The sequence below is a fragment of the Pseudomonas sp. C321 genome, assembly GCF_055407105.1.
Window position 1 is genome coordinate 1 of the sequence record NZ_JBUZRB010000007.1, and the last position, 23,748, is coordinate 23,748.

At 51.8% G+C, this 23,748-nt stretch carries 19 protein-coding genes and 1 pseudogene; all 20 read right to left on the reverse strand.

Annotation, left to right across the window (positions count from 1 at the left end; translation table 11 throughout):
- Positions 1-99: 99 nt before the first annotated feature.
- Positions 100-354: pseudogene (locus ACZRJ6_RS20015) on the reverse strand (ComEA family DNA-binding protein); the annotation flags it as partial.
- 110 nt (positions 355-464) lie between these two features.
- Positions 465-2,459: a polysaccharide biosynthesis protein gene (locus ACZRJ6_RS20020; protein WP_463969810.1), complete on the reverse strand. Its 1,995-nt coding sequence runs from the start codon at positions 2,457-2,459 to the stop codon at positions 465-467.
- A 183-nt stretch (positions 2,460-2,642) separates the two neighbouring features.
- Complete coding sequence (locus tag ACZRJ6_RS20025; RefSeq protein ID WP_463969802.1) at positions 2,643-3,824, reverse strand: DegT/DnrJ/EryC1/StrS family aminotransferase; 1,182 nt, start codon at positions 3,822-3,824, stop codon at positions 2,643-2,645.
- Positions 3,825-3,877: 53 nt separating this feature from the next.
- Positions 3,878-4,504, reverse strand: a complete 627-nt coding sequence (locus ACZRJ6_RS20030; protein WP_463969801.1) for an acetyltransferase — start codon at positions 4,502-4,504, stop codon at positions 3,878-3,880.
- Entirely contained in the window at positions 4,504-5,097 is a 594-nt protein-coding gene (locus tag ACZRJ6_RS20035) for a sugar transferase (RefSeq protein ID WP_463969800.1), read from the reverse strand. The genes ACZRJ6_RS20030 and ACZRJ6_RS20035 overlap by 1 nt, the downstream gene beginning before the upstream one ends.
- A gap of 27 nt (positions 5,098-5,124) precedes the next feature.
- A complete protein-coding gene (locus ACZRJ6_RS20040) occupies positions 5,125-6,285 on the reverse strand; it encodes a glycosyltransferase family 4 protein (protein WP_463969799.1) in 1,161 nt (386 codons plus the stop codon).
- A 79-nt stretch (positions 6,286-6,364) separates the two neighbouring features.
- A complete protein-coding gene (locus tag ACZRJ6_RS20045; RefSeq protein ID WP_463969798.1) occupies positions 6,365-7,306 on the reverse strand; it encodes an NAD-dependent epimerase/dehydratase family protein in 942 nt (313 codons plus the stop codon).
- A gap of 58 nt (positions 7,307-7,364) precedes the next feature.
- Positions 7,365-8,588: a hypothetical protein gene (locus ACZRJ6_RS20050; protein WP_463969797.1), complete on the reverse strand. Its 1,224-nt coding sequence runs from the start codon at positions 8,586-8,588 to the stop codon at positions 7,365-7,367.
- A 63-nt stretch (positions 8,589-8,651) separates the two neighbouring features.
- Entirely contained in the window at positions 8,652-9,566 is a 915-nt protein-coding gene (locus ACZRJ6_RS20055) for a glycosyltransferase family 2 protein (RefSeq protein WP_463969796.1), read from the reverse strand.
- The gene (locus ACZRJ6_RS20060) at positions 9,563-11,074 is read right to left on the reverse strand and encodes a lipopolysaccharide biosynthesis protein (protein WP_463969795.1); all 1,512 of its coding nucleotides are present in this window, start codon (positions 11,072-11,074) and stop codon (positions 9,563-9,565) included. The genes ACZRJ6_RS20055 and ACZRJ6_RS20060 overlap by 4 nt, the downstream gene beginning before the upstream one ends.
- A gap of 68 nt (positions 11,075-11,142) precedes the next feature.
- Complete coding sequence (locus ACZRJ6_RS20065) at positions 11,143-12,261, reverse strand: DegT/DnrJ/EryC1/StrS family aminotransferase (RefSeq protein WP_463969794.1); 1,119 nt, start codon at positions 12,259-12,261, stop codon at positions 11,143-11,145.
- Between the two features lie 740 nt (positions 12,262-13,001).
- Positions 13,002-14,339, reverse strand: coding sequence for a Wzz/FepE/Etk N-terminal domain-containing protein (locus tag ACZRJ6_RS20070; protein ID WP_463969793.1), 1,338 nt, complete (start codon positions 14,337-14,339; stop codon positions 13,002-13,004).
- Between the two features lie 375 nt (positions 14,340-14,714).
- Positions 14,715-14,957: a lipopolysaccharide assembly protein LapA domain-containing protein gene (locus ACZRJ6_RS20075; RefSeq protein ID WP_463969792.1), complete on the reverse strand. Its 243-nt coding sequence runs from the start codon at positions 14,955-14,957 to the stop codon at positions 14,715-14,717.
- A gap of 24 nt (positions 14,958-14,981) precedes the next feature.
- Positions 14,982-15,278, reverse strand: a complete 297-nt coding sequence (gene ihfB, locus ACZRJ6_RS20080) for an integration host factor subunit beta (RefSeq protein ID WP_048731065.1) — start codon at positions 15,276-15,278, stop codon at positions 14,982-14,984.
- Between the two features lie 330 nt (positions 15,279-15,608).
- Positions 15,609-17,303, reverse strand: a complete 1,695-nt coding sequence (rpsA, locus tag ACZRJ6_RS20085) for a 30S ribosomal protein S1 (protein WP_133098917.1) — start codon at positions 17,301-17,303, stop codon at positions 15,609-15,611.
- Between the two features lie 121 nt (positions 17,304-17,424).
- Complete coding sequence (gene cmk / locus ACZRJ6_RS20090) at positions 17,425-18,114, reverse strand: (d)CMP kinase (RefSeq protein WP_463969791.1); 690 nt, start codon at positions 18,112-18,114, stop codon at positions 17,425-17,427.
- Positions 18,111-20,321, reverse strand: a complete 2,211-nt coding sequence (locus ACZRJ6_RS20095; RefSeq protein WP_463969809.1) for a bifunctional prephenate dehydrogenase/3-phosphoshikimate 1-carboxyvinyltransferase — start codon at positions 20,319-20,321, stop codon at positions 18,111-18,113. The genes cmk and ACZRJ6_RS20095 overlap by 4 nt, the downstream gene beginning before the upstream one ends.
- A gap of 28 nt (positions 20,322-20,349) precedes the next feature.
- Positions 20,350-21,462: a histidinol-phosphate transaminase gene (gene hisC, locus ACZRJ6_RS20100; RefSeq protein ID WP_463969790.1), complete on the reverse strand. Its 1,113-nt coding sequence runs from the start codon at positions 21,460-21,462 to the stop codon at positions 20,350-20,352.
- A gap of 9 nt (positions 21,463-21,471) precedes the next feature.
- On the reverse strand, positions 21,472-22,566 hold the full coding sequence (pheA, locus tag ACZRJ6_RS20105) for a prephenate dehydratase (protein WP_463969789.1): 1,095 nt from the start codon (positions 22,564-22,566) through the stop codon (positions 21,472-21,474).
- Positions 22,566-23,651 (reverse strand): 3-phosphoserine/phosphohydroxythreonine transaminase, encoded by a 1,086-nt coding sequence (gene serC, locus ACZRJ6_RS20110; protein WP_133098921.1) that lies wholly within the window; start codon positions 23,649-23,651, stop codon positions 22,566-22,568. Before serC ends, pheA begins: the two co-directional genes overlap by 1 nt.
- Between the last annotated feature and the right edge of the window lie 97 nt (positions 23,652-23,748).

Consider the following 23,748-nt stretch of genomic DNA (forward strand, 5'->3'; position numbering starts at 1 on the left):
GAAGACTTCGAAGCCTTGCTGCCGTGGAACTGCTCGCCAGAGATGCCACGGTAACCATTAAGCCCATCGTTTGGTATGTGGGGTTTATGAGGCGCTTACCGTGAACGGGCCACTGGCTTCACGATAGGCGACAATCGCCTTGGCCTTCGCTGAGCCAATACCGAACAGATCACGCCTCAGAGTTTCCGCATCCGCAGTGTTGAGATTGACCTTGGCAGTGGTTTGCTCGGCCTTGGACATTTGGGAGGCGATGGGGGTGAGAGTCTCGGGTTTGGCTGACGGGGCTGCGCTGACAGCCAGTGAAATGCTGGTGAGGACAGCAAAAACCAGAGATGAAAAACAGGCTTTACGCATATAGAGACGCTCCATGACATCAGTGAGAAAAGCAGCTTTTCCGAAGCTGCTTTTCAAACTTAGGTGATGTTTGGGGATAGTCAAAAATGGGTAAATTACAGGGTGTGAGTTCAGGGTTCCAGGCGGCGTTGCTGGTAGATCCAGTCGACGATTTCGCCATCTGGCGCATAGCCACTGACGGTGTCGCGCAGCAATTGACGGACACGGTTGTAGTCATCCTGATCTACTGCAGCAAGCAGCTCTGTCAGCTTGCCTTTGAGTACTTCCCAGTCTAGGTGATCTTCGTTGGCACTCATGATCATTGGGTGCTGGGTCGCCACCACGTTGTCACCAATCAGCAACTCCTCATAAAGCTTTTCGCCGGGACGTAGGCCGGTGAATTCGATGGAGATATCGCCGTGGGGATTCTTTTCGGAACGAACACTCAGGCCTGACAGATGAACCATCTTCTCAGCCAGTTCGACAATTTTTACCGGCTCGCCCATATCCAGTACGAACACATCTCCGCCAAGTCCCATGGAACCGGCTTGAATAACAAGCTGCGCCGCTTCGGGGATGGTCATGAAATAGCGAGTAATTTTCGGGTGGGTTACGGTCAGCGGCCCACCGGACTTGATCTGTTTGTGAAACAGTGGAATCACTGAGCCGGAGGAGCCCAATACATTGCCGAAACGGACCATGGTGAAGCGGGTTTTATTCACATGGGACACGTTGGATCTATCACCGAACAATACCGGTGCCAGTTCACGGCTAAGAGCCTGGAGCGTCAACTCGGCCAGGCGCTTGGTACTGCCCATGACGTTGGTGGGGCGGACAGCCTTGTCGGTGGAAATCAATACAAAGTTGGCAACCCTGGCCTGCAAGGCGGCTTGTGCGGTATTCAGTGTGCCTATTACATTGTTGAGCACGCCTTCGGCAATGTTATGTTCCACCATTGGCACATGTTTATAGGCGGCAGCGTGGTAGACAGTATCCACCCGCCAAGTATTCATGACATCCAGGAGCTTCGATTGATTGCGTACGGAACCCAGGATCGGCAACAGTTTGACTGGCAGCGCCTCGCGAATGACGCGCGGCTCAAGTTCGGAGAGAATGCTGTAGAGATTAAACTCACTGTGTTCAAACAACAGCAATGTCTTGGGCTGCAAAGACAGTATTTGTCGGCAAAGTTCAGAGCCGATGGAGCCACCTGCGCCTGTTACCAAGACGCTCTGCCCCTTGATGCAGTGCTCCAGAAGCTCACCCTGAGCAGGCACAGCGTCACGACCCAATAGGTCGGCGATATCAACTTCCTGAATATCATCGACCTTGACCCTGCCGCTAGCCAGGTCCATAAAACCTGGAACGCTGCGTACGTGAAGCGGAAAGCCCTCGAGGAAGCCCAGGACTTCCCGACGGCGACCGCGATTGGATGAAGGGATTGCCAGGAGAATTTCTTGTGCGCCCGTAACGTCAATCATCCTCTGGATATGTTTAGGCTTATAGACTTGAAGACCGGCGATGACGCGCTCTGCAATGCTGCCATCATCATCAATGAATGCTACAGGACGCATCACGCGCCCCATCCGCAGAGCAGCGACAAGTTGGTTACCCGCAGCACCCGCGCCGTAGATTGCAACTTTGGGCAATCCATCATCGCGATTGGCAAAAGGTACATGCTGGGCAGCCGCAAACCAGTCGCCAAGGAAGTATTGACGCATAGCTAAACGTAGCCCGCCGATCATGATCAGGCTTAGCCACCAGTAGTTAAAAATAATGGAGCGTGGAACGACATTCTGGTGGTTGCTGTACCAGTAGACCACAATCCCCAGGATCAGCGATGACAAGCTGACGGCCTTGATAATGGCAATAAGGGCGTCGTTGCCGAAATAGCGCATAACTGCACGATACATCCCAAAGCGGACAAACAGAGGGATGGCAACAACAGGAGCACTCAAAAACAGCCAGAAATGGACCGTCAGCGGGTTCACCATCTCGTCAAGACCCAGCCGAACTACGAACGCCAACCATAGGGCGAGCCACACCAAGAACACATCAGTAGTTACTTGGATCAAGCGTTTTTGCCTACGTGGCAATCCCTGTAAGAACGTCCGCATTTTTTCCATCGACACGTTTAAGCCCTCCCTACTCTTAAACCAAACAGCTTCTGAACTTCAAGCGTCAAGAAGTGCTTTAAATACAAATATTTGCTAGCGCCAGCAAGTTAAAAATCAAACTACCGCTATCCCACAAGCGAATATAACAACCCTACACTATCACTCATGTTGGATATATAACTTGAATGCTCATTATTCAATCACAGAGGCTAACATTAAAACCTCTTTCAAGACAGAGCACGTTTTATCAATCTCATCATTAGTCAATGTTGGATGCACGAGAAACATCAAACTACTTTCTCCCAGTTTCTTGGCAACGGGCAAACGCTCCACTGGCCGCCAGCCTGTGCCGTCAAAAGCCTTTTCAAGATAAACTTCCGAGCAAGAGCCGGAATAGCACGGCACGCCCCGAGAAACGATCTCGTTGATAATTCGATCCCGGTTCCACTGGGGTTTCAGTTTTTTTGCTTCAACGAACACGTAGCATTTATAGGCAGCGTGCTGAATGTCCGAAGGTATTGCGGGCACCCTGAGCCCAGGAAGAGCGGTTGCGCAGTCCCAGATGCGATTGGCATTGGATAGGCGCTTGGAATGCCACTGCGACATTCTACGAAGTTGAATCCGGCCTATGACTGCTTGCACCTCAAGCATCCGCCAATTGGTGCCAAAACTCTCATGTAACCAGCAAAAACCCGGGGCGTGTTGTCTCTCATACACAGCTTCCCAACTTTTCCCGTGATCCTTGAAGGCCCACATGGTTGACCATAACGCTCGATCGTTAGTGGTAACCATACCCCCTTCCCCGCCTGTCGTCATGATCTTGTCCTGACAGAAGGACCACGCGCCAATATGGCCGATCGACCCGACGGGACGTCCTTTATAAGTTGTGCCGTGGGCTTGGGCGCAATCCTCGATTACCTTGAGGTCATAGCGCTCAGCCAACTCCATGATCGGATCCATATCGCACGGCCATCCAGCCAGATGCACACACAGAATTGCTCTGGTTTTAGGAGTCAGGACCTTAAGAACCGTCTGCGCCGTAATATTTTGAGAGTTCTCGTCAACCTCAGCGAAAATAGGTATGGCTCCAGCGTTTACGATACTGGAAACGGATGCGAGAAATGTCCTAGGGGTAACGACGACTTCATCTCCCGGCCCTATACCCAACGATTTGAAAGCCAAATCAAGTGCCACAGTGCCGTTGGCAAGGGCGATTGCATACTTGCAGCCTGCCCAGGCTGCAAACTCCTTTTCAAACTCACGACCCTCTTGTCCGGTCCAATAGTTGACCTTATTGGACATGATTACGCTTTTTACCGCATCGGCTTCCTCTTCGGAGAAAGACGGCCAAACAGAAAATGGAGTATTTAGCACAGAAAACCCGTCAATTCACAAAATATTAAATTCGTTAAGAAGCCAACGAAACATTATGAGGTTTTCATAATTCGGGCTGGGATCCCCACAACCACCACCTCATCGGGAACATCGGACACTACAGCCGAACCCGCACCTACGGTTGTTCCTGAACCTATACGTATCATTTGCGTGACACATGAGCCGACACCTACCCAGGAAAAATCACCGACAGTCACATTTCCGGCCAATCGGGCTCCTGGGCTGATGTGTACATTAGCCCCGAGAACACAGTCATGATCTACACTAGATCCAGTATTGATGATAGCGCCTGGGCCTATCATCGCATAGGCATTGACACAGGCTCCTGCAAACACCACCGAACCCCTGCCCACCTCGGCGTACTTGCTGACTATCGCAGCGGGATGAATCACACTCACAATTCTTGCACCTGCGGCCTCAAGCAGCTCCAGTTTCGCTCCCCTTGTACGGTTATGCCCGATCGCGACGATCACGCCATCAAACTCATGCACTCGCGCGACTAGATCTGCAGTGGTCCCGCTGATTTTCCATCCCCCGTTCAGGACACGTTCAGGCCAGCAGTTATCAAAAAAGTCAATCTCCGTCCATCCGTTGCACTCAGCAGCATCGGCAACGACTTTCCCATGCCCCCGGGCCCCCAAAATCGCGAGCTTTTTCATCAGTTCTTCCCTGTAAACTTAGACATGGTCACCTCGCCCTCAGCGCCTATCCCATCCCTTACCACGACCTTCTTGACTGTCAGCAGCAGGATCTTGAAGTCGAGCCAAAGGGTCCGGTTGTCCACATACCAAACATCCAACTTGAATTTTTCCTGCCAACTCAAAGAGTTCCGTCCATTGATCTGCGCCCAGCCAGTAACGCCCGGACGGACTTCATGACGCCGAAATTCCTCTTTGCTGTAAAGAGGAAGGTATTCAAGCAACAACGGTCTCGGCCCGACCAGGCTCATATCGCCCTTTAACACATTCCATAACTCGGGGAGCTCATCCAGGCTACTGGACCTCAAAAAACTGCCAAACTTGGTCATTCGCTGTGCATCAGGCAGCGGCTCTCCGCTTTCATCATTGGCATCCCGCATGGTACGAAATTTGATCATTTCGAAGCTTGAGCCATTAATACCTGAGCGCACCTGGCGAAAAAAAACGGGGCTGCCCAACTTCTTGCCAACGAGATACGCGACGACCAGAAGCACGGGAAATAAGACTATCAACATAAAAAAAGATCCGAACACATCAACTATTCTTTTCATCATGCAGCCTTCAAAACGACAATAGATAAATCATTTCCCACTAAACGCAGCGTACTCGTCAATCAGACACTGTGAGATCACGTTAGTATCAAACTTTTCAACGGCGCGCTTCTGAGCGTATGTGGACATCTCGTGACGAAGATTATCGTCACCCAACAACAGCAATAGCGCCTCGCTCAGAGCAATTTCGTCGCGAACAGGAACCAACAAACCAGACTTGCCGTGCTCAATAGCATCGGTCAACCCGTAGATCGCCGTACCCACCGTCGGCGTCCCCATCGCCGCAGCTTCAATGATCACCGTACCAAATCCTTCACGATAACTGGGTAGACATAGGATATCAGCCATTTTCATGTGCTTTTCCGGCTCACTGGAAAACCCAACGGCTTTGACCTTCTCATAAGCTTCTGAGTTTATCTCAGCTAACACCGCAGTCCCGTCTTCTTCGAGAGGGCCTACAAGCACTAGATAAGTATTTTTTTCCGTCTTACAAAGCAGCTGAAAAGCGCCCAATAACTCCCTGACTCCTTTTTCAGCGGTTATACGCCCGACAAAGAGAATGACCTTGGAGTCCAGAGGCAAGCCCACGCCAGCCTTGAACTGACTGATCTCATCCGCGCTGTATCGATCAATTCTGAATCGGTTCAGGTCAATACCCGCGACAGATCCACTACCTAACACACCAATATCACTGTCCTCAACAATATGTGACGCCACCAAGAACTCTAACTGACTTTGGCTATCGGCATAACACCTTGTATTCAAAAATCCGATAATCTTGTCGCAACTCTTCAGAAGATTCTTTTTGAAACCTTCCATTGTGGCCCAAGGCTGACCGGTAAAGGTATGAAGCCTGATCTTTACTCCCGCCAACTTCGCCGCGATCGCACACAGCAAACCTGCTTTAGGTGTTGTCGAATGCACGATATCGAACTTTTCGCGCCTGAAGAGGAAAAAAAGCTCCCACAGTGCGGATAAATCATTCAATAGCTCAATTTTTCGAGGAATGTTCACAATTTTATAAGTCACGTTTTCGATAGCACGAACTCGATCCGCGTGCTCGCCATCACTTGTAACTACGAAAACATTCGCACCTGCATCGTTCATGTACTGAATCTGTTTTTGCAGATGAGCGACAACAAAAATAGGTACCGTAGATACCCGAGCTATTTTTAGGTTTTTTATGGCCATCTGATTTTTCCTATGCATTCGACGCAATAATCGCATCATAAACAACAAAACCCCTGACGTAAAATACAAAGGGCCGCGATTATTTGGCTATTATCTCACCGATATAGTCAGGCACCGATCGCTTAGGCACGAAGTCCAGTACCGCCTCCAACTTTGCCACGCTGTAGGTGGTCCTGCTGACAAGAGAATCAATTCGCTCCTGCGTTACCGGGGAACGCATGAAAAAAGGCGTTAAGTACGCCGCAGACCGCACCATGAGTTCGGGAACCCTATACCCAGGAGGCGGCACGCCCATCGCCAGAGCCAACCCCTCTATCATGGCTTCCAGCCGGCAATCATTGGACACATTGAAAATATGCCCCTTCGCCCTATCGTCAAAACCCACCAACATCAATACATCAACGACATCCTCGACATGCACATACGTCGATATGGCCCCGGCACTCCCGACGTAGAAAAACATCCTACGCTTCACCATATTTGCCAGTTGACGTAACGATGCGTTGGGCATATCGGAAGCAAAGATGTTCGAAGGCCGCACTATGCTGAATGTGAAACCGTCATTTCCCGCATTCGAGATAATCAGTTTATCCGCCTCGGTCTTCGTGATCTCGTAGGTACCTTCAGGGTTAGGCGGAGTCGACTCGGTAACTATTCTTTTTTCTTTGGATGTGCCATACGCACCGACGCTACTAAGTTGTACAAAATGAAAGATCGACTGATGCTGAATCGCCATGCGTGCCATCGCATTAAGAACTTGTTGAATTGTCACCACATGCAAATCATGCATAGCCGACTCATTACGAATTTCACCTGCACAGTTATAAACAACATCACACCCAGTCAGTAATTTATCAAAATCCAAATCCTTGCTGACCAAGTCGCCCTGGAAAAACTCCACCCCATCGACTGGTGAGCGAGACTTTCTACTCAGAACGCGAACATTGTGCCCCTGTGTAACCAGGGACGAGAGTAGCCTTGCCCCGACAAAACCACTGGCACCCAACAATAAGACTTTCATAACGCCTCACCTAAAATACCTGGAATAAAGTTAAACACCACAAACCTCACCCCGCACACTATGAAATGGAACTCCCAGATACTCCAGTTCTAAAATAATTCTTTCGATCAACGGCGTATAGGTAAAGCACTATTGAGAACAGCGGCATCACCTGTAGCCCCTTAAACGTAATTACCAAAAATAGCAAAATCAACGCAATTGCAAACAGTTTTACATCTATTCGACCGGGGTAGTAACCGTCGAAAAGCAAGCTAATCAAACAATAAGTATTCAGCATAACAAAAACAAAAAGTGACCCAACCCCGGAAAAATATAACACTCTAAGATAACCAATATCAGTTCCCATATAAAACTCAAGAGCATCTGCACTTCCCGAAAAATATTTTCCTGCGCCCACCAAGTAAACACCAATCGTATCCGGGAAAACATACATATCAGCCAGACTAGTCACACTATGGCTACTTAGCCTCCCTTGATCAAGATAGTTTCTGAAAATTTCAGTCGCCTCATAAAATGGCCCCTTAGTCACATAAAAACCTATGACCAGCATAAGAAAAAATGACAGCGCAAGTATGAGTTTGAAGGCAAACCCGCGACGAACTACACCGAAGATCATGTAAGCCACAAGGGCACTTCGCGCCATCGCCATAGAGATTGGCAGCATGAGTACGAGAAACACACCTTTTAGAAGCCCAGACCCAGAAATCAGCATGTAATAGAAGGCCGCCACAATAAGAATCAGCGCACCGTCGACATGAAACAAGCCAAAACCCAAAGCCCGCAGTCCAAATACATACTGAAATATTTCCGCCGACCTCGGGGAAATGAATCCCAGCAGGAACGTATATACCCCCACACTTATCACAGACATAACGATGATAATTAGCTGAAATAGCAACCAGACAAGCAGTGCATTGGGTTTATCTTTTATTACTTTGTAAACAACATACCCAAAGAAGAAATTCAAAACCATCTTGCTGGAGATGACAAAGTGAAAAAACAGATCTTGCAGTGAACCCTCACCATACCAGCAAGCGAATATGCCGCCTATCAACCAGATAGTGAAAAGCCCGAAAAATCCTACTGCAAGCCAGCCCCTGACAAACATTAGCCTGAAAAAGCCTATGACAAAAAATGGTATTAGGAATATCGCCATAGGTAATTCCGTGCCATAAACCCTTGGAAACCCTATCACGAGAATTAAAACCAAACTGGCGGTTAATATCGACATTCCATTGTTTTTCATATTATGATGCCGCCCATTAATAACTTCATCAAACACTAATTACCATCTAGCCCTATATCTCAGCGCCCGCTTGCACTGGTCACTCTAACTACTGACGAGTCATATATTTGAGCGCCGACTAACGACATAAAACCTGTAGAGTCGAACTAGGTCAGTAATTCTCGGCAAAGTCTTGGCCTTCAATAAAACCCTTAATGAGTGTTTATAAGCTCTTCTTAAAAATACCAGATCTAAAACCATAGTCATCAACGCGCGCGCAGCAATTTCTTTCTTGTATTCTGGATACATGTCGATAAATTCGAGCTGACTGTTGCTGAAAAAGACTCTCATCTGGTTAGTAGGTTTCGCTCCACTGGAGAGTCCGGCGGAGTGCAATCGATACATTCCAAGAGTCTCCCCCAACACTTGTGCATACCCGTCCCCCAACAAGCGTACCGAAACATACCAATCGAAGGCATCAATTTTGCATGAGTCATCCCAGAAATAACGCTCCACCCTGTACATCGTAGAACTGTGTACAGCCACAGATCCATATAAAAGCATGTCGCGCACCGTCAACTGCCTATTAATTATCGACGACCCTACATTAGGTCGCACATAGGTATCACCAGTCTCGTTGAAAAATCTTGCCTGATGCCAAACCAGACTACAATCTGGATGCTCATCGAGAAAGTTGGCCTGCTTCTGCAACTTCCCCTCGCACATCAGATCATCGCCATCGATATGGGCGATGTACTGCCCTTTAGCCAGGGTATGTACCGAAACATAATTCTTGGTAAAACCGACATTTTTCTCATGAAAAACCGGAATAACAAGCCCGGGATACTTCTGTACGAACTCGGAAATTATTGCCTGAGTCGAGTCAGTTGAAGCATCATCGCCGACTATAATTTCAAAGTCGAAGTCACAGCACTGCTCGACAATACTCTGCAAGCAATCCCTGATGTAATTTTCCTGATTATATGAGACTACGCACACAGAAACTTTACAACCAACAACTTCATGATTATTCATACTTCACTCATGCCTTTTCTAAACCTTCTAAAAAATATAGACCGACCATAAGAAGACCCGAGTAACGAAACAAAAAGCACAATTAGACCAAACACCATTAAATACAACAAGCCGTGGGAATCATCTTGACGGACTAATGGCAGGTATTTCAGGAGAGCACCAGTCACGATGGCAGGCCCGACGATGACAAGCACGTCACCAAGGAGCCACTTCATATGCAGTCCGGGTTCAAGCTTGTAATGGACATATGCTACCCAGCCGAACAGATAAATCATGTTCATCACCACCCATATTACGCCCGCGCCAACCGCACCATATTCTTTGGCCACCACGACGATACAAGGAATCAGCAAGACCAGCAGGCCTACGTTACCGATCAGATGGTACTTTAGAGTGCCTTTTGCGTATTGAAGATAATAGGGAAAAGCACCTATGGAGAGAATTCCGTTGCCCAAGGCATAAAGTTCCAGAATGGGTGCCACATCTTTTGCAAGCACGGCATCTCCAGTCCAGGTATAAACCAGTGTTTCAGCACAGAAGAACATGGTAACTGCAGCAGCGCCTGATATTACACTTACAACTTGGGTGGCATCGCGGTAGACCTTGACCAGTTCGACACGTGCTCCTTCCATGTGCAGTTTTGCCATTCGAGGCATTATAGCCAGGCTGACTGGACCGCTGATCACCATAATTGCACTTGCGACCAGTACCGCCAAGGTAAAATTACCGTACTCTGAGAGCGACAATATATTAGATAATAATAACTTGTCAGTTTGAGTTACCAGAATCCACACCGAAGAAGTAAAAGCGATTGCCAGAGCGAACTTCAAGACCGGTTTTATTGGCTTAATTGACCACCCGAAACTTTCACCCGATTGTACCTGAGGCAAAAGACAACAAGCCTTCCAAAACAGGCCGAATGCCTCTATCAGTGATACCAGCAGTTGAAACATGAAAAACACATACGGGGTTGCTCCATACAGCCACATGGCCGGCAAAACGCCCACAAAGCGCAAGGTAGCCAAAACGAAGTTAAAACTACTCAACCAGACAATTCTTTCAGAGCCCGAAATTACTCCTTTATATAGCCCCCCGATCCATCGCAGAGCTACACTGACAGCCATTATTTGGAGTGCCGTCTGGATGTCGGAAACACTGAGTTCTACTGGTTTCAACCAACGAGAGCTTATTTCATCGGAAAGCACAAAAAGCACGCCGCCGCCTATCAAGGCTATAGCATAAAATATGAGGCTTAAAATTCTAAAAAGTTGGCGAAACTCAAGCGCAGTTGTTGTTCCAGACCTATAGCGTGCTGTCTCTCGGCCAATTGTGGGAGTCAGCCCCATATCCAAAAGACTGAACCATGCCTGGAGCATGGTGAAAAAACCTATCAACCCATACGCCTCTGCCCCCATATACCCGATATATAGAGGCAGTATCAAAATACCTATGAGGGCTACGTATATTTGACTCACGTATCCTGAAATTATATTTTTTTTCAAACTCAATTCGAGAGCTCCTCGATGCTTCCGCTCACTTCAAACCAACCCATTGAGGCTCCCTAGATAGTCATAAATCAATTACTAAAAGCACCTTCTATCAGGGTAATCACTTTTTCCTGCTCCGTATCACTCATACCAGGATATATGGGCAAACATAGAACTTTCAGCGCTATCTGATTCGCCACAGGTAGATTCTCAAGACGCGCCGATTGCATACCTCGGTACATAGGAAACTCGCTAATAAGAGGATAAAAGTAACGCCTGGCAAATACGCCATTAACTTTAAGCCTCTCATACAGGCCATCACGACTCAATGGATATTGCGCATCAATCAAGATAGGAAAATATGAATAATTGGCAATTTTTTGGAGGGTATGCCCTACTAACTTTATTCCTTTAACCTTCGCCAGCCTTTCACGATACTTCTCATCAATATTTTTCCGACTGGCCAAGATCGATTCTATATATTCGAGCTGCAGCAGCCCAAACGCTGCATTGACCTCGCTCATCTTGCCGTTAATACCTGGCGCCACTACGGTAAGCTCATCAACGAATCCGAAATTTTTCAGATGGTCTATTCGTTGTTTCGTTTTCGCGTCTGGACAAATGATAGCTCCACCTTCAAAGGTGTTGAATACCTTCGTAGCATGAAAACTAAGAACACTCAAGTCGCCATGTCGCAATATGCTACCGCCGTTATCTTTTACACCAAAAGCATGTGCAGCATCGTAGATGACTTTAATATTATAATTGTCAGCGATTTTCTGAATAGCATCCACATCACACGGATTCCCATAACAGTGTACCGGCATGATGGCTGTTGTGTGCGGGGTAATTGCCGCTTCGATTTTGACCGGATCTATATTCAATGTTTCTGGATCAATATCTACGAATACAGGCTTGATACCGTTCCACAGCAGCGAATGAGCCGTTGCCACAAACGAGTAGGGAGTTGTGATGACCTCGCCGCTAATCCGCAGGGATTGGAGTGCAGTGAGCAACGCAATAGTGCCGTTGTTGAACAAGGCTATATGCTCAACGCCCAGGTACTCGCACAGAGCCTGTTCTAGCTGCTGATGCATTACCCCACCGTTCGTCAAGATTTTATTTTGCCAAATCTGCTCGAGATAAGGCATAAACTCTGACAATGGCGGAAGAAAGGGTTGAGTAACATATATAGGTTTATCGCTCATCCTGCATCCCTATAACCAAAATAGAGCCGTCAGTCAACGGCAAAAATCCAAAAAAGAAAAAGTTCCATAACGCAGCATGTGAGCTTTGTATCCATTCACTACACAATGCTGCAGACTCGTAAGCACTGCACTCAGGCAGACTAGAAATAGTAACACGACCGCCTTATAAACCCATCAATGCCAGCCAATTGCTACGCCCCCTATGCACCAACATTACGCCAACGCAAGGCTGCGTCAGTCGGTGTGCGGAGGGCTCTACACCCATACGGCGCCAGCACACCGCACGAACCAAGGCTAGAAAACCCGGCAATGTCCTGTTTTGAAGCCCACAGGACCGCTTACAAACAGGGGCTTGGACGCAATTTACCTCATCCTTCAGCTTCATCAGGCAGCAAGCCTTATCACTGACGTCGTAGGACACCGCTTGAATTTCAAAGCTCTTACCTGAAAACCACACCCCACATCAAATAGTGTTTCCTCACAGGCGTGGGCTTATCCTTGCAGCCCCCCGGCATCAGGATAGTTGTCACCTCTCCGATTTTTCCTGAAAACGCATATCGGGGACGGAAAGGGACTGCTCGTGCCGTATTATTTGAACGTAAAGCCGCACTACTGAAGATGCTACTTCCCCCGCTGAGCCTGACGACGGCCGAAGTTCCAGGCATGAGGGGGTCAGTGAAATGTCGTTGTCCCTGAAAACCAAAAGGCCCATCCAAGGACAGGCTTCTTGTCTAAAGTGTCTATATTTTTGGCAACTCCACAGTGGTTTCGCGCCCTTGAACACGAGGAGTAGAATTACTACCAAGAGCAGAGCCGGATGGGCTCATAAAATACCGAAACGCTGCAATTACGAGACCCAATACAGCACCTATCAAAAGCCCAAGAACTATCAATAGCGTCCTTTTTGGTTTTATTGAAGATAAAGGCTCAGAAGCTTCCTGATCAATGGTCGCTAATTTGAGCGAATTCATGTTCGTGCTCAAGTTCCGTAGCCTGACCATTTCAGCTCGCAGTGACTCAACCCCACCCAAAAATACTTCTTCGTTCTTGCGAGCGTTCAGCACTTCAATTTCTCGATTCGCTTCGAGCAGTTGAAGTTCCTTGGCTATCTGCGAAATTCGGCCTTCGGTAAAGTCATCCGACTTACGAGCCTGCAATGCTGCGCGCTCAGCTTCCAGTACCTCAACCCCCATAAAATATAAAGGTATTTGTTGATTATTAACTTCAGTCCGCATTACGCTAGGCGCAGTAGTGCGCTCTGTGTCCGAGAAAGATGACGGAGTCGATGGCTTTCTGATATTCAGAGCCTTGGCTATACCAATGGCTTCACTCAACTGCGCAAGCCGATTTAGTCGCTGGGACTTCAGTTGAGCTCGCAGAGCTTTCAACTCATCCAGCAATTGTGCATGGCGCAGGACATCGGCTTCCTGCAACTTGGCGATCCTAGTTTCTTTTTCCGAATCGTAGCTTGAACGCGCCGAGTCGTACTTGCCTTCTAACTCATTCAGTCGATTGCTTACGATTACGACCATATCGGCAGCGATCTGTTTGCGTTCTATGTTAATCGCATAATCAACAAGCCCGTTAACGATAGCGACACCATCGACGCCCTCTGGATAGTTCAATTCAACTTTTATATAAGAACTTAGCCCTACCGCGCTCTTCGAATCAGGTAGAGCTAAGCTTATGGAGTTCCTATTAAACTCTTCAAAACCTTGTTCAAGTGTTTGCCCCCGACGCTCATAAGCTTGGAAAAGTTTCTGATTAGCTCGAAAAAAACCCAGGCGGGTTTCATAGGACTCCAGCGACGCCCCCACTTTTATAAGAGCTTCAGAAGGAGGAAGCTGATAAACATCAGAGCGATTCAACGCATCCAATTCATTGATTGCAGCTGGGCGCAGCACACTGCTAGCTTGGTATTCGGGGGTGGCTAAAAATGCGTAAGCAGCCGAAATTAACCCGACTCCGGCTGTCGCAAGCATTATCAGCTTTTTCTGCTGCCATACTGCTTGGAAAAGCGCAACAAGATCAATTTCGTCAGACTGGAAAACCGGAGGGGCACGAAAGTTACTACTCACAACAAAAACCTGCCTTCAAAGAGAAACTGCGGGCTCGTTATGCAGACGATTTTGTGGGTTTCTTGTATTTAGACGATCAGCCAGCAAAACCAAGCGTCGCTGCTGGGCTTTGGGCACACAAAATGACTGTTATCGAGAACAGGATGCATTTTGCCATCTCTCCGTCACATTGCAAGACTTGACAGGCCTGCAAGGCAATTCCTATTTAAATAGGAGTTATCCCTAAGTGAGGGTGCGATGAAGCTGGGATTCGAGAATAATCCGGTAAAGTAGAAGTAGCCCTTGCTGCTTCAGTCAGATTTTCGGGGAGAGCCATCAGAGCACGTTATACGCCCTCCCCAGGCGACAAACGGTAATCCGTCACTGACACCACCATCAACGCTCCTGCGCTATCTGCTTGCGACGACCGCTAGGCTTAACCAGCAAACCCAGGACTGGCCCTATCAGCATCCCAACGATCAACGCCACCGTAACAAACACCGAAACCGGCATCTGCGGCGTACTCCACCCCAGAAACGCCAAAGCAACGGCCTGCTGATTTTCCAGTACAAACGCCAGGATCACCAAGGCGATGATCAAGACAGTCAGTACCATGGCAACGCGCTTAACACCGCGCATAAACTTCTCCTATCCCAAAAAAACTCAGACGTCGTCTTCTTCGTCTTCGTTCACTCGATCGCGCAATTCCTTGCCCGGCTTGAAGTGGGGCACGAATTTGCCGTCGAGGCTGACGGACTGGCCGGTTTTTGGGTTGCGACCCACGCGAGGAGCGCGGTAGTGCAACGAGAAGCTGCCAAAGCCGCGGATCTCTATTCGATCGCCAGTGGCGAGGCACTGAGACATTTGCTCAAGCATGGTCTTGATGGCCAGCTCGACATCCTTGGATGAGAGCAGCCCCTGATGGGTGACAATTCGTTCGATCAACTCCGACTTCGTCATATTTTTCCCTTCTTTTTCAAGCAGCTAGGAAAAGCGCTCCGAAGGTTTTAGCATGACCGGAGGAATTTGAACAGCCTGCGTCTTGACTTATCTTGCACAGACTATGTCGGGAAGTGCAGGAACCAGGAACGGACACGCCGCGAGCTTTAGCAATCACCTAAAGCCGCCGGCGCCTTTTGTACCAAGACCACAACAGAACAGGGGATCGTAGCCTGTAGCGACTCTCAGCGAGCCGAGCATGCCTTACGGCTGCATGACAGTCAGGCAGCTCAAATCCCAGGCACAAAAAAGGGCGACCGAAGTCGCCCTTTTTCTATGGTCGGACAGAACTTAGTTCTGTTTTTCCATTTGTGCACGCAACAGGTCGCCCAGAGTGGTAGGACCAGCAGCAGGCTCAGAGGTAGCTGGCTTATCGCGCAGGCTCTGGATTGCTTCTTTCTCTTCAGCATCGTCTTTCGACTTGATGGAGAGCTGGATTACGCGGCTCTTGCGGTCAACGCTGATGATCTTGGCTTCTACTTCTTCGCCAACTTTCAGAACGTTACGTGCATCTTCGATGCGGTCACGGCTGATTTCGGAGGCTTTCAGAGTCGCTTCGATATCGTCGGCCAGAGTGATGATGGCGCCTTTAGCGTCAACTTCTTTCACGATGCCTTTAACGATTGCGCCTTTGTCGTTCTCTTGAACGTACTCGGAGAACGGATCGCTTTCCAGTTGCTTGATGCCCAGGGAGATGCGCTCGCGCTCTGGGTCAACCGACAGGATAACGGTGTCCAGCTCGTCGCCCTTCTTGAAGCGACGAACAGCTTCTTCGCCCACTTCGTTCCAGGAGATGTCGGACAGGTGAACCAGGCCGTCGATGCCGCCGTCCAGACCAATGAAGATACCGAAATCGGTGATCGACTTGATGGTGCCGGAGATTTTATCGCCCTTGTTGAACTGGCCAGAGAAATCTTCCCATGGGTTAGATTTGCACTGTTTGATGCCCAGGGAGATACGACGACGCTCTTCGTCGATGTCCAGAACCATAACTTCCACTTCGTCGCCGACTTGTACGACTTTCGAAGGGTGGATGTTCTTGTTGGTCCAGTCCATTTCGGAAACGTGTACCAGGCCTTCCACGCCTTCTTCCAGCTCTGCAAAGCAGCCGTAGTCGGTCAGGTTGGTAACACGCGCGGTAACGCGAGTGCTTTCTGGGTAACGAGCCTTGATAGCGACCCATGGATCTTCGCCCAGCTGCTTCAAGCCCAGGGAGACACGGTTGCGCTCACGATCGTACTTCAGAACCTTTACATCGATCTCGTCGCCAACGTTGACGATTTCGGAAGGATGCTTGATACGCTTCCAAGCCATGTCGGTAATGTGCAGCAGGCCATCGACGCCACCCAGATCGACGAATGCGCCGTAATCGGTGAGGTTTTTGACGATACCTTTGACTTGCTGGCCTTCCTGCAGGGATTCGAGCAGAGCTTCACGCTCGGCCGAGTTCTCTGCTTCGAGGACGCTGCGACGGGAAACGACAACGTTGTTGCGTTTCTGGTCGAGCTTGATGACCTTGAACTCGAGCTCTTTGCCTTCCAGGTGCGTGGTGTCGCGCACAGGACGAACGTCAACCAAAGAACCTGGCAGGAACGCACGGATGCCGTTAACGTCGACAGTGAAGCCGCCTTTAACCTTACCGTTGATAACGCCCTTGACCACTTCTTCAGCTGCGAAGGCTGCTTCCAGAACAATCCAGCATTCAGCGCGCTTGGCTTTTTCACGGGACAGCTTGGTTTCACCGAAGCCGTCTTCAACCGAGTCCAGCGCAACGTGAACTTCGTCACCGACATTGATAGTCAGATCGCCAGCGTCGTTGTAGAACTGCTCAAGCGGGATGAGTGCTTCAGACTTCAGACCAGCGTGAACGGTTACCCAGCGAGCTTGGTAATCGATATCAACGATAACACCGGTGATGATGGAGCCAGCCTGAAGGTTCAGGGTTTTTAGGCTTTCTTCAAAGAGTTCCGCAAAGCTTTCGCTCATTTTAATTCCTGTTGATAAGGGCGAAGAAGACGCCCATCTGCCACACCCCAGACGGTGTGGGTTACGTTCATATAAGAGAAGAAAGGCAGGACTAAGACTGGTCCCCTGCGCTCCTTCTAAGTCACCCGGTGATATCGCGAATAGCGATTTCACTCAAGATGCGTTCCAGTACCTGCTCGATGGACAACTCCGTGGAATCCAGCTGTATGGCGTCAGCCGCCGGCTTGAGCGGGGCTACCGCACGCTGGGTATCACGCTCATCGCGTGCACGAATCTCATCTAGCAGACTCGACAGACTAACACCATCGACTTTGCCCTTCAACTGCAAGTAACGACGACGAGCTCGTTCCTCGGCGCTGGCGGTCAGGAAAATCTTCAGCGGTGCCTCGGGAAACACCACCGTGCCCATGTCGCGACCATCGGCCACCAGGCCCGGCTGCTCCTGAAATGCCCGCTGGCGCTGCAGCAACGCGTCGCGTACCGCCGGCAACGCGGCTACTTGGGAAGCCCAGGCGCCGACCTGTTCGTTACGCAGATCATCGGTCACATCATCCCCTTCCAGGATAATGCGTTGCGGATGACCTTCCGTCGCCCCGAGGAACTGCACATCGAGGTGAGCCGCCAGCAGCTTGAGGGATTCTTCGTTGGTCAGGTCGACGCCATGGTTGCGCGCTGCAAATGCCAGCAGGCGATACAACGCCCCGGAATCCAGCAGGCACCAGCCCAGGCGCTTGGCCAGGATGCCGGAGATAGTGCCTTTGCCCGAGCCACTTGGCCCGTCGATGGTAATCACCGGTGCTTTGATATTCACAATTGAGCCTCTTGGGCAACACGAATGCCGACTTGGGCACACAGTGTAAGAAAATTCGGAAAAGATGTAGCTACATTGGCGCAGTCATGGATACGGATCGGCGCCGCCGAGCGAAGGGAGGCCACGCTGAATGCCATGGCGATCCGATGATCGCCATGAGCGTGCACTTCACCGCCACCTATCTGGCCGCCATCAATGATAATCCCATCAGGTGTCGGTTCACACTTCACGCCCAGCGCCAGCAGACCGTCGGCCATGACCTGAATGCGATCTGACTCCTTGACCCGCAACTCTGCCGCACCGCGCAGGACTGTTCGACCTTCGGCACACGCAGCGGCAACAAACAGCACAGGGAATTCGTCGATAGCCAGCGGAACCAGCGCCTCGGGAATCTCGATCCCTATCAGCGAAGCCGCTCGAACATGCAAATCAGCTACCGGCTCGCCACCCACTTCCCGCTGGTTTTCCAGGGTGATATCGGCGCCCATCAGACGCAAGATGTCGATTACTCCGGTACGGGTCGGATTGACGCCCACATGCTCAAGCACCAACTCGGAGCCTGTCGCAATCGAAGCTGCCACCAGGAAAAACGCTGAAGACGAGATATCGCCCGGCACTTCGATATGAGCAGCAGTCAGTACATGCCCTGATTCAACCGAAGCCGTAGCCCCCTCGACACTCACCGGATAGCCGAAGCCACGCAACATCCGCTCGGCATGGTCACGGGTCGGAGCAGGTTCAGTGATCGAAGTTTTACCCTCGGCATACAACCCGGCCAGCAACAGGCAGGATTTAACCTGGGCACTGGCCATCGGCAGCGTATAGGTAAGCCCCTTGAGTGCCTGACCACCGCGAATGGTCAACGGCGGCCGCCCATCAGCAGACGTCTCGATGACTGCGCCCATTTCTCGCAAAGGCTTGGCCACACGGCTCATCGGCCGCTTGGACAGCGACGCATCGCCGGTCAAGACGCTGTCAAAACTCTGCGCCGCCAGCAAACCGGACAACAAGCGCATGGAAGTGCCTGAGTTACCCAGATAGATAGGGCCTGGCGCCGGCTTCAGGCCATGCAAACCAACACCATGAATAGTCACGCGCCCGTGGTGCGGACCCTCGATCACTACCCCCATATCGCGAAAAGCCTGCAAGGTCGCCAGGGCATCTTCGCCCTCCAGAAAACCCTCGACCTCGGTAATACCCTCAGCCAGCGAGCCCAAGATGATCGAGCGATGGGAGATCGATTTATCACCCGGCACACGGACCCGCCCGCTCAGCCGACCACCAGGGCTGGCGATGAAAACCATGTCATCCGCATTTACAGCGGCATCCATATAAGCCCGACGAGCCAGAATCTTGCTGAAATGCTCCCGCGCCACCCGCGCACGGGTGAACACGCCCAACAACTGATGCCCATCTCCAGCATCGACCGCGTCGCGCAAGGCATCGAGATCGCTACGGAAGGTATCCAGGGTGCGTAAAACTGCATCGCGATTGGCGAGAAAGATGTCGTGCCACATCACCGGGTCACTGCCGGCGATCCGGGTAAAGTCGCGGAAGCCACCGGCGGCGTAACGGAAAATCTCAAGGTTTTCGTTGCGTTTGGCCAGCGAATCCACCAGACCAAACGCCAGCAAGTGCGGTAAATGGCTGGTCGCCGCCAACACTTCATCGTGGCGCTCGACCTGCATATGCTCGACATCCGCCCCCAGCTCACGCCAAAGCCGGTCGACCACCGCCAATGCCGTCGGATCGGTTTCATCCAGCGGCGTCAGAATCACTTTATGTCGACGAAACAGCTGCGCATTGGACGCCTCTACCCCGCTCTGCTCGGAGCCGGCAATCGGATGCCCGGGAACGAACCGCGCCGGCATGCCACCAAAGGCCAGCCGCGCCGCACGCACCACATTGCCCTTGGCGCTGCCGACGTCGGTCAGAATCGCCTGCCCCAGGTCCATGCCAGCCAACAACGCCAACAACTTCTCCACGGCCAGGATCGGCACTGCCAACTGAATGACATCAGCGCCCTGACAGGCCACCGCCAGATCCTCCTCGCAGCGATCCACCACACCCAACTCAACCGCTAACTTGCGCGATCGCGGGTCCAGGTCCACACCGACCACTTCGCCACACAGGCCGCTTTCACGCAGCCCCTTGGCGAAGGAGCCACCGATCAATCCCAGGCCGACCACCACCAGGCGACCGACCATAGGCACAGCAGGTTGCAATGCAGTGACATCAACCACGAGCCAGAACCTTGGCCAGCGCCTCAAGGAAGCGGCTGTTTTCAGCCGGCAAACCAATGGTGATGCGCAGGTGGTTCGGCATGCCGTAGTTGGCCACCGGCCGCACGATCACGCCCTCGCGCAACAAGCCCTGGAACACCGGCGCAGCCACTTGGCCGAGATCGACGCAAATGAAGTTGCCCTTGGAAGGAATCCAACCCAGGCCCAACTCGCGAAAGCCTTCCTGCAACTGACACATGCCGCTTTCGTTGATGAGGCGACCTTCCGCCAGGTAATCAGCGTCCTGCAGCGCCGCACATGCCGCCGCCAAGGCGAGGCTATTGACGTTGAATGGCTGGCGCACGCGGTTCAGTACATCGGCGACAACGGCGGTGGATAACCCGTAACCGACCCGCAACGACGCCAGGCCGTAAGCCTTGGAGAAGGTCCGCGAGACCAACAGGTTCGGATAAGCCGCGAGGAAGTCCAGACCGTCCGGCAGGTCACTGCCTTCGGCGTACTCGATATAGGCTTCGTCCAGGACGACCAGCACGTTCTCCGGTACGTCTTGCAGGAAATCATCCAGCGCCTCGGCGCCGAACCAGGTGCCGGTGGGGTTATTCGGGTTGGCGATAAACACCACGCGGGTCTGGCCGTCGATAGCCGCCAACATGGCCGACAAGTCATGCCCCCAGTCCTTGGCCGGAATCACCCGCGCCTCGGCACCTACGGCCTGGGTAACGATCGGATACACGGCGAAAGCGTGTTCACTGAACACCGCATTCAAGCCAGGCGCCAGATAGGCGCGCGCTACCAGCTCCAGAATATCGTTGGAACCATTGCCTAGAGTGACTTGGTTGAGCTCCACCCGGCAGCTTTCAGCCAGCAGGGACTTGAGGGCAAAACCATTACCGTCAGGGTAACGGGTCAGCTCAGCCAGCTCTTCACGAATCGCCGCCAATACCTTGGGACTTGGGCCCAGCGGGTTTTCGTTACTGGCCAGCTTGACGATGTTCGCCGGATCCAGATTCAACTCACGCGCCAACTCGTCCACAGGCTTGCCCGGAACATAAGGCGACAGTTGTTGCACGCCCGGCTGTGCCAGGGCGAGGAAGTTGCCACTCATGTTAAAGCCTCACAAAATCGCTTTCGGGTAAGAGCCCAGCACCTTGAGTGCTACGGCCTCCTGACTGATTTTCTCCAGCACACTCTTGACCAGTGGGTCGCGGTGATGGCCGACGAAGTCGATAAAGAACACATACGTCCATTTACCGCTGCGCGAAGGACGAGTTTCAATTCGCGTCAGGTCAATCCCGTTGTCGTGGAACGGCACCAGCAGCTCATGGAGCGCGCCGGGCTTGTTGCTCATGGAGACGATGATCGAGGTCTTGTCATCGCCGGTTGGCGGCACTTCCTGGCTGCCGATCATCAAAAAGCGCGTGGAGTTATCCGGGCGATCCTCGATTTTCTCGGCCAGGCGCGTCAACCCGTATAAGCCAGCCGCCATATCGCCGGCAATCGCCGCCGAATTCCACTCACCCTTGACCCGCTTCGCCGCTTCGGCGTTGCTGGACACCGCCACGCGCTCGACATTCGGGTAATGGGCGTCCAGCCACTTGCGGCACTGGGCCAGGGACTGGGCGTGGGAGTAGATGCGACTGATGCTGTCGGTCTTGGTATTTTCACCCACCAGCAGGTGATGGTGAATGCGCAACTCGACTTCGCCGCAGATCACCATGTCGTGCTCAAGGAAGCTGTCGAGGGTGTGATTGACCGCGCCTTCGGTGGAGTTTTCCACCGGCACCACGCCAAAGTTCACCGCCCCGGCTGCCACTTCACGGAACACTTCGTCGATCGCTGCCATCGGCTTGCTGATCACTGCGTGACCGAAGTGCTTCATGGCTGCTGCCTGGGTGAAGGTGCCTTCGGGGCCGAGGTAAGCCACCTTCAGCGGCTGCTCAAGGGCCAGGCACGAGGACATGATTTCACGGAACAGCCGCGCCATCTCTTCGTTGCCCAACGGCCCCTGGTTACGCTCCATCACGCGCTTGAGCACCTGGGCCTCACGCTCAGGACGGTAAAATACCGGCACTTCGCCTTCAGCCAGGGAGGCCATTTTCACCCGTGCAACTTCCTGGGCGCACCGCGCGCGCTCACTGATCAGCTCCAGGACTTTCTCGTCCAGGCTGTCAATGCGTATGCGCAGGGCCTTGAGTTCTTGCTCAGACATTAGCCGTGTTCCTTTTCGAACTCTGCCATGTAGGCCACCAGCGCGTTGACGGCGTTGATGTCGACAGCGTTATAGATGGAGGCGCGCATGCCACCCACCGAGCGATGGCCCTTGAGATTCAGCAGGCCACGCGCCTCGGCACCGACCAGGAACGGCTTGTCCAGGCGATCATCAGCCAGGCGGAACGGCACGTTCATCCACGAGCGGTCTGGGATGTTGATCGGGTTGCTGTACAGGCCGCTGGCGTCAATAAAGTCGTACAGCGTGCGCTTCTTCTCTTCGTTGAGCTTGCCCATGGCGGCGACACCGCCCTGCTCTTTCAGCCATTCAAACACCAGGCCGGAGAGGTACCAGGCCAGAGTCGGCGGAGTGTTGTACATCGAGCCGTTGTCGGCCGCGACCTTGTAGTTGAGCATGGTCGGGCACAGCGAACGAGCATGACCCAGCAGGTCTTCACGGACGATGTTGACCAGGATACCGCTCGGGCCGATGTTCTTCTGCGCACCGGCGTAGATCATGCCGAAGCGGGAGATATCCATAGGGCGCGAGAGAATGTCCGACGACATGTCGCACACCAGCGGAACATCACCGACCTCTGGAACCCAATCGAATTCCAGGCCGCCAATGGTCTCGTTCTGCACGTAGTGCACGTAGGCCGCGTCCTTGGTGAGCTTCCACTCGTTCTGACCAGGAATGGCGAAGTAATCGTAAGGCTTGGCGGTACCCGCCACGTTGATGTTGCCGTAGCGCGACGCTTCTTCAATGGCTTTCTGCGACCAGATACCGGTGTCGATATAGTCCGCGGTGCCGTCTTCCGGCAGCAGGTTCAGTGGCAATTGGGCAAATTGCTGACTGGCGCCGCCCTGGAGAAACAGCACTTTGTAGTTTGAAGGGATGTCCAGCAGGTCGCGCAGATCCTGCTCGGCCTTGGTAGCAATGGACACGAACTCATCGCTGCGATGGCTCATTTCCATCACAGAGAGGCCTTTACCATGCCAGTCGAGGAGTTCACCCTGCGCGCGCTGCAGGACTGCTTCAGGAAGCGCCGCGGGACCGGCACAGAAGTTATAGGCTCTCTTGCTCACATCCAATCTCGCTCTGATCTGGTGGGACTGAAATCAAATACTGTAGGAGCGAGCTTGCTCGCGAAAAACCCGAGAGCGCAAGGGGCGCCAGGCATCC

What these genes read in the sequence shown, in the direction of transcription:
- ACZRJ6_RS20020 (WP_463969810.1), bottom strand. Translation starts at nt 2,459, where the DNA reads ATGGAAAAAATGCGGACGTTCTTACAGGGATTGCCACGTAGGCAAAAA.
- ACZRJ6_RS20030 (WP_463969801.1), bottom strand. Translation starts at nt 4,504, where the DNA reads ATGAAAAAGCTCGCGATTTTGGGGGCCCGGGGGCATGGGAAAGTCGTT.
- ACZRJ6_RS20035 (WP_463969800.1), bottom strand. Translation starts at nt 5,097, where the DNA reads ATGATGAAAAGAATAGTTGATGTGTTCGGATCTTTTTTTATGTTGATA.
- ACZRJ6_RS20040 (WP_463969799.1), bottom strand. Translation starts at nt 6,285, where the DNA reads ATGGCCATAAAAAACCTAAAAATAGCTCGGGTATCTACGGTACCTATT.
- ACZRJ6_RS20045 (WP_463969798.1), bottom strand. Translation starts at nt 7,306, where the DNA reads ATGAAAGTCTTATTGTTGGGTGCCAGTGGTTTTGTCGGGGCAAGGCTA.
- ACZRJ6_RS20055 (WP_463969796.1), bottom strand. Translation starts at nt 9,566, where the DNA reads ATGAATAATCATGAAGTTGTTGGTTGTAAAGTTTCTGTGTGCGTAGTC.
- ACZRJ6_RS20065 (WP_463969794.1), bottom strand. Translation starts at nt 12,261, where the DNA reads ATGAGCGATAAACCTATATATGTTACTCAACCCTTTCTTCCGCCATTG.
- ACZRJ6_RS20075 (WP_463969792.1), bottom strand. Translation starts at nt 14,957, where the DNA reads ATGCGCGGTGTTAAGCGCGTTGCCATGGTACTGACTGTCTTGATCATC.
- ihfB (WP_048731065.1), bottom strand. Translation starts at nt 15,278, where the DNA reads ATGACGAAGTCGGAGTTGATCGAACGAATTGTCACCCATCAGGGGCTG.
- rpsA (WP_133098917.1), bottom strand. Translation starts at nt 17,303, where the DNA reads ATGAGCGAAAGCTTTGCGGAACTCTTTGAAGAAAGCCTAAAAACCCTG.
- ACZRJ6_RS20095 (WP_463969809.1), bottom strand. Translation starts at nt 20,321, where the DNA reads ATGGTCGGTCGCCTGGTGGTGGTCGGCCTGGGATTGATCGGTGGCTCC.
- hisC (WP_463969790.1), bottom strand. Translation starts at nt 21,462, where the DNA reads ATGAGTGGCAACTTCCTCGCCCTGGCACAGCCGGGCGTGCAACAACTG.
- pheA (WP_463969789.1), bottom strand. Translation starts at nt 22,566, where the DNA reads ATGTCTGAGCAAGAACTCAAGGCCCTGCGCATACGCATTGACAGCCTG.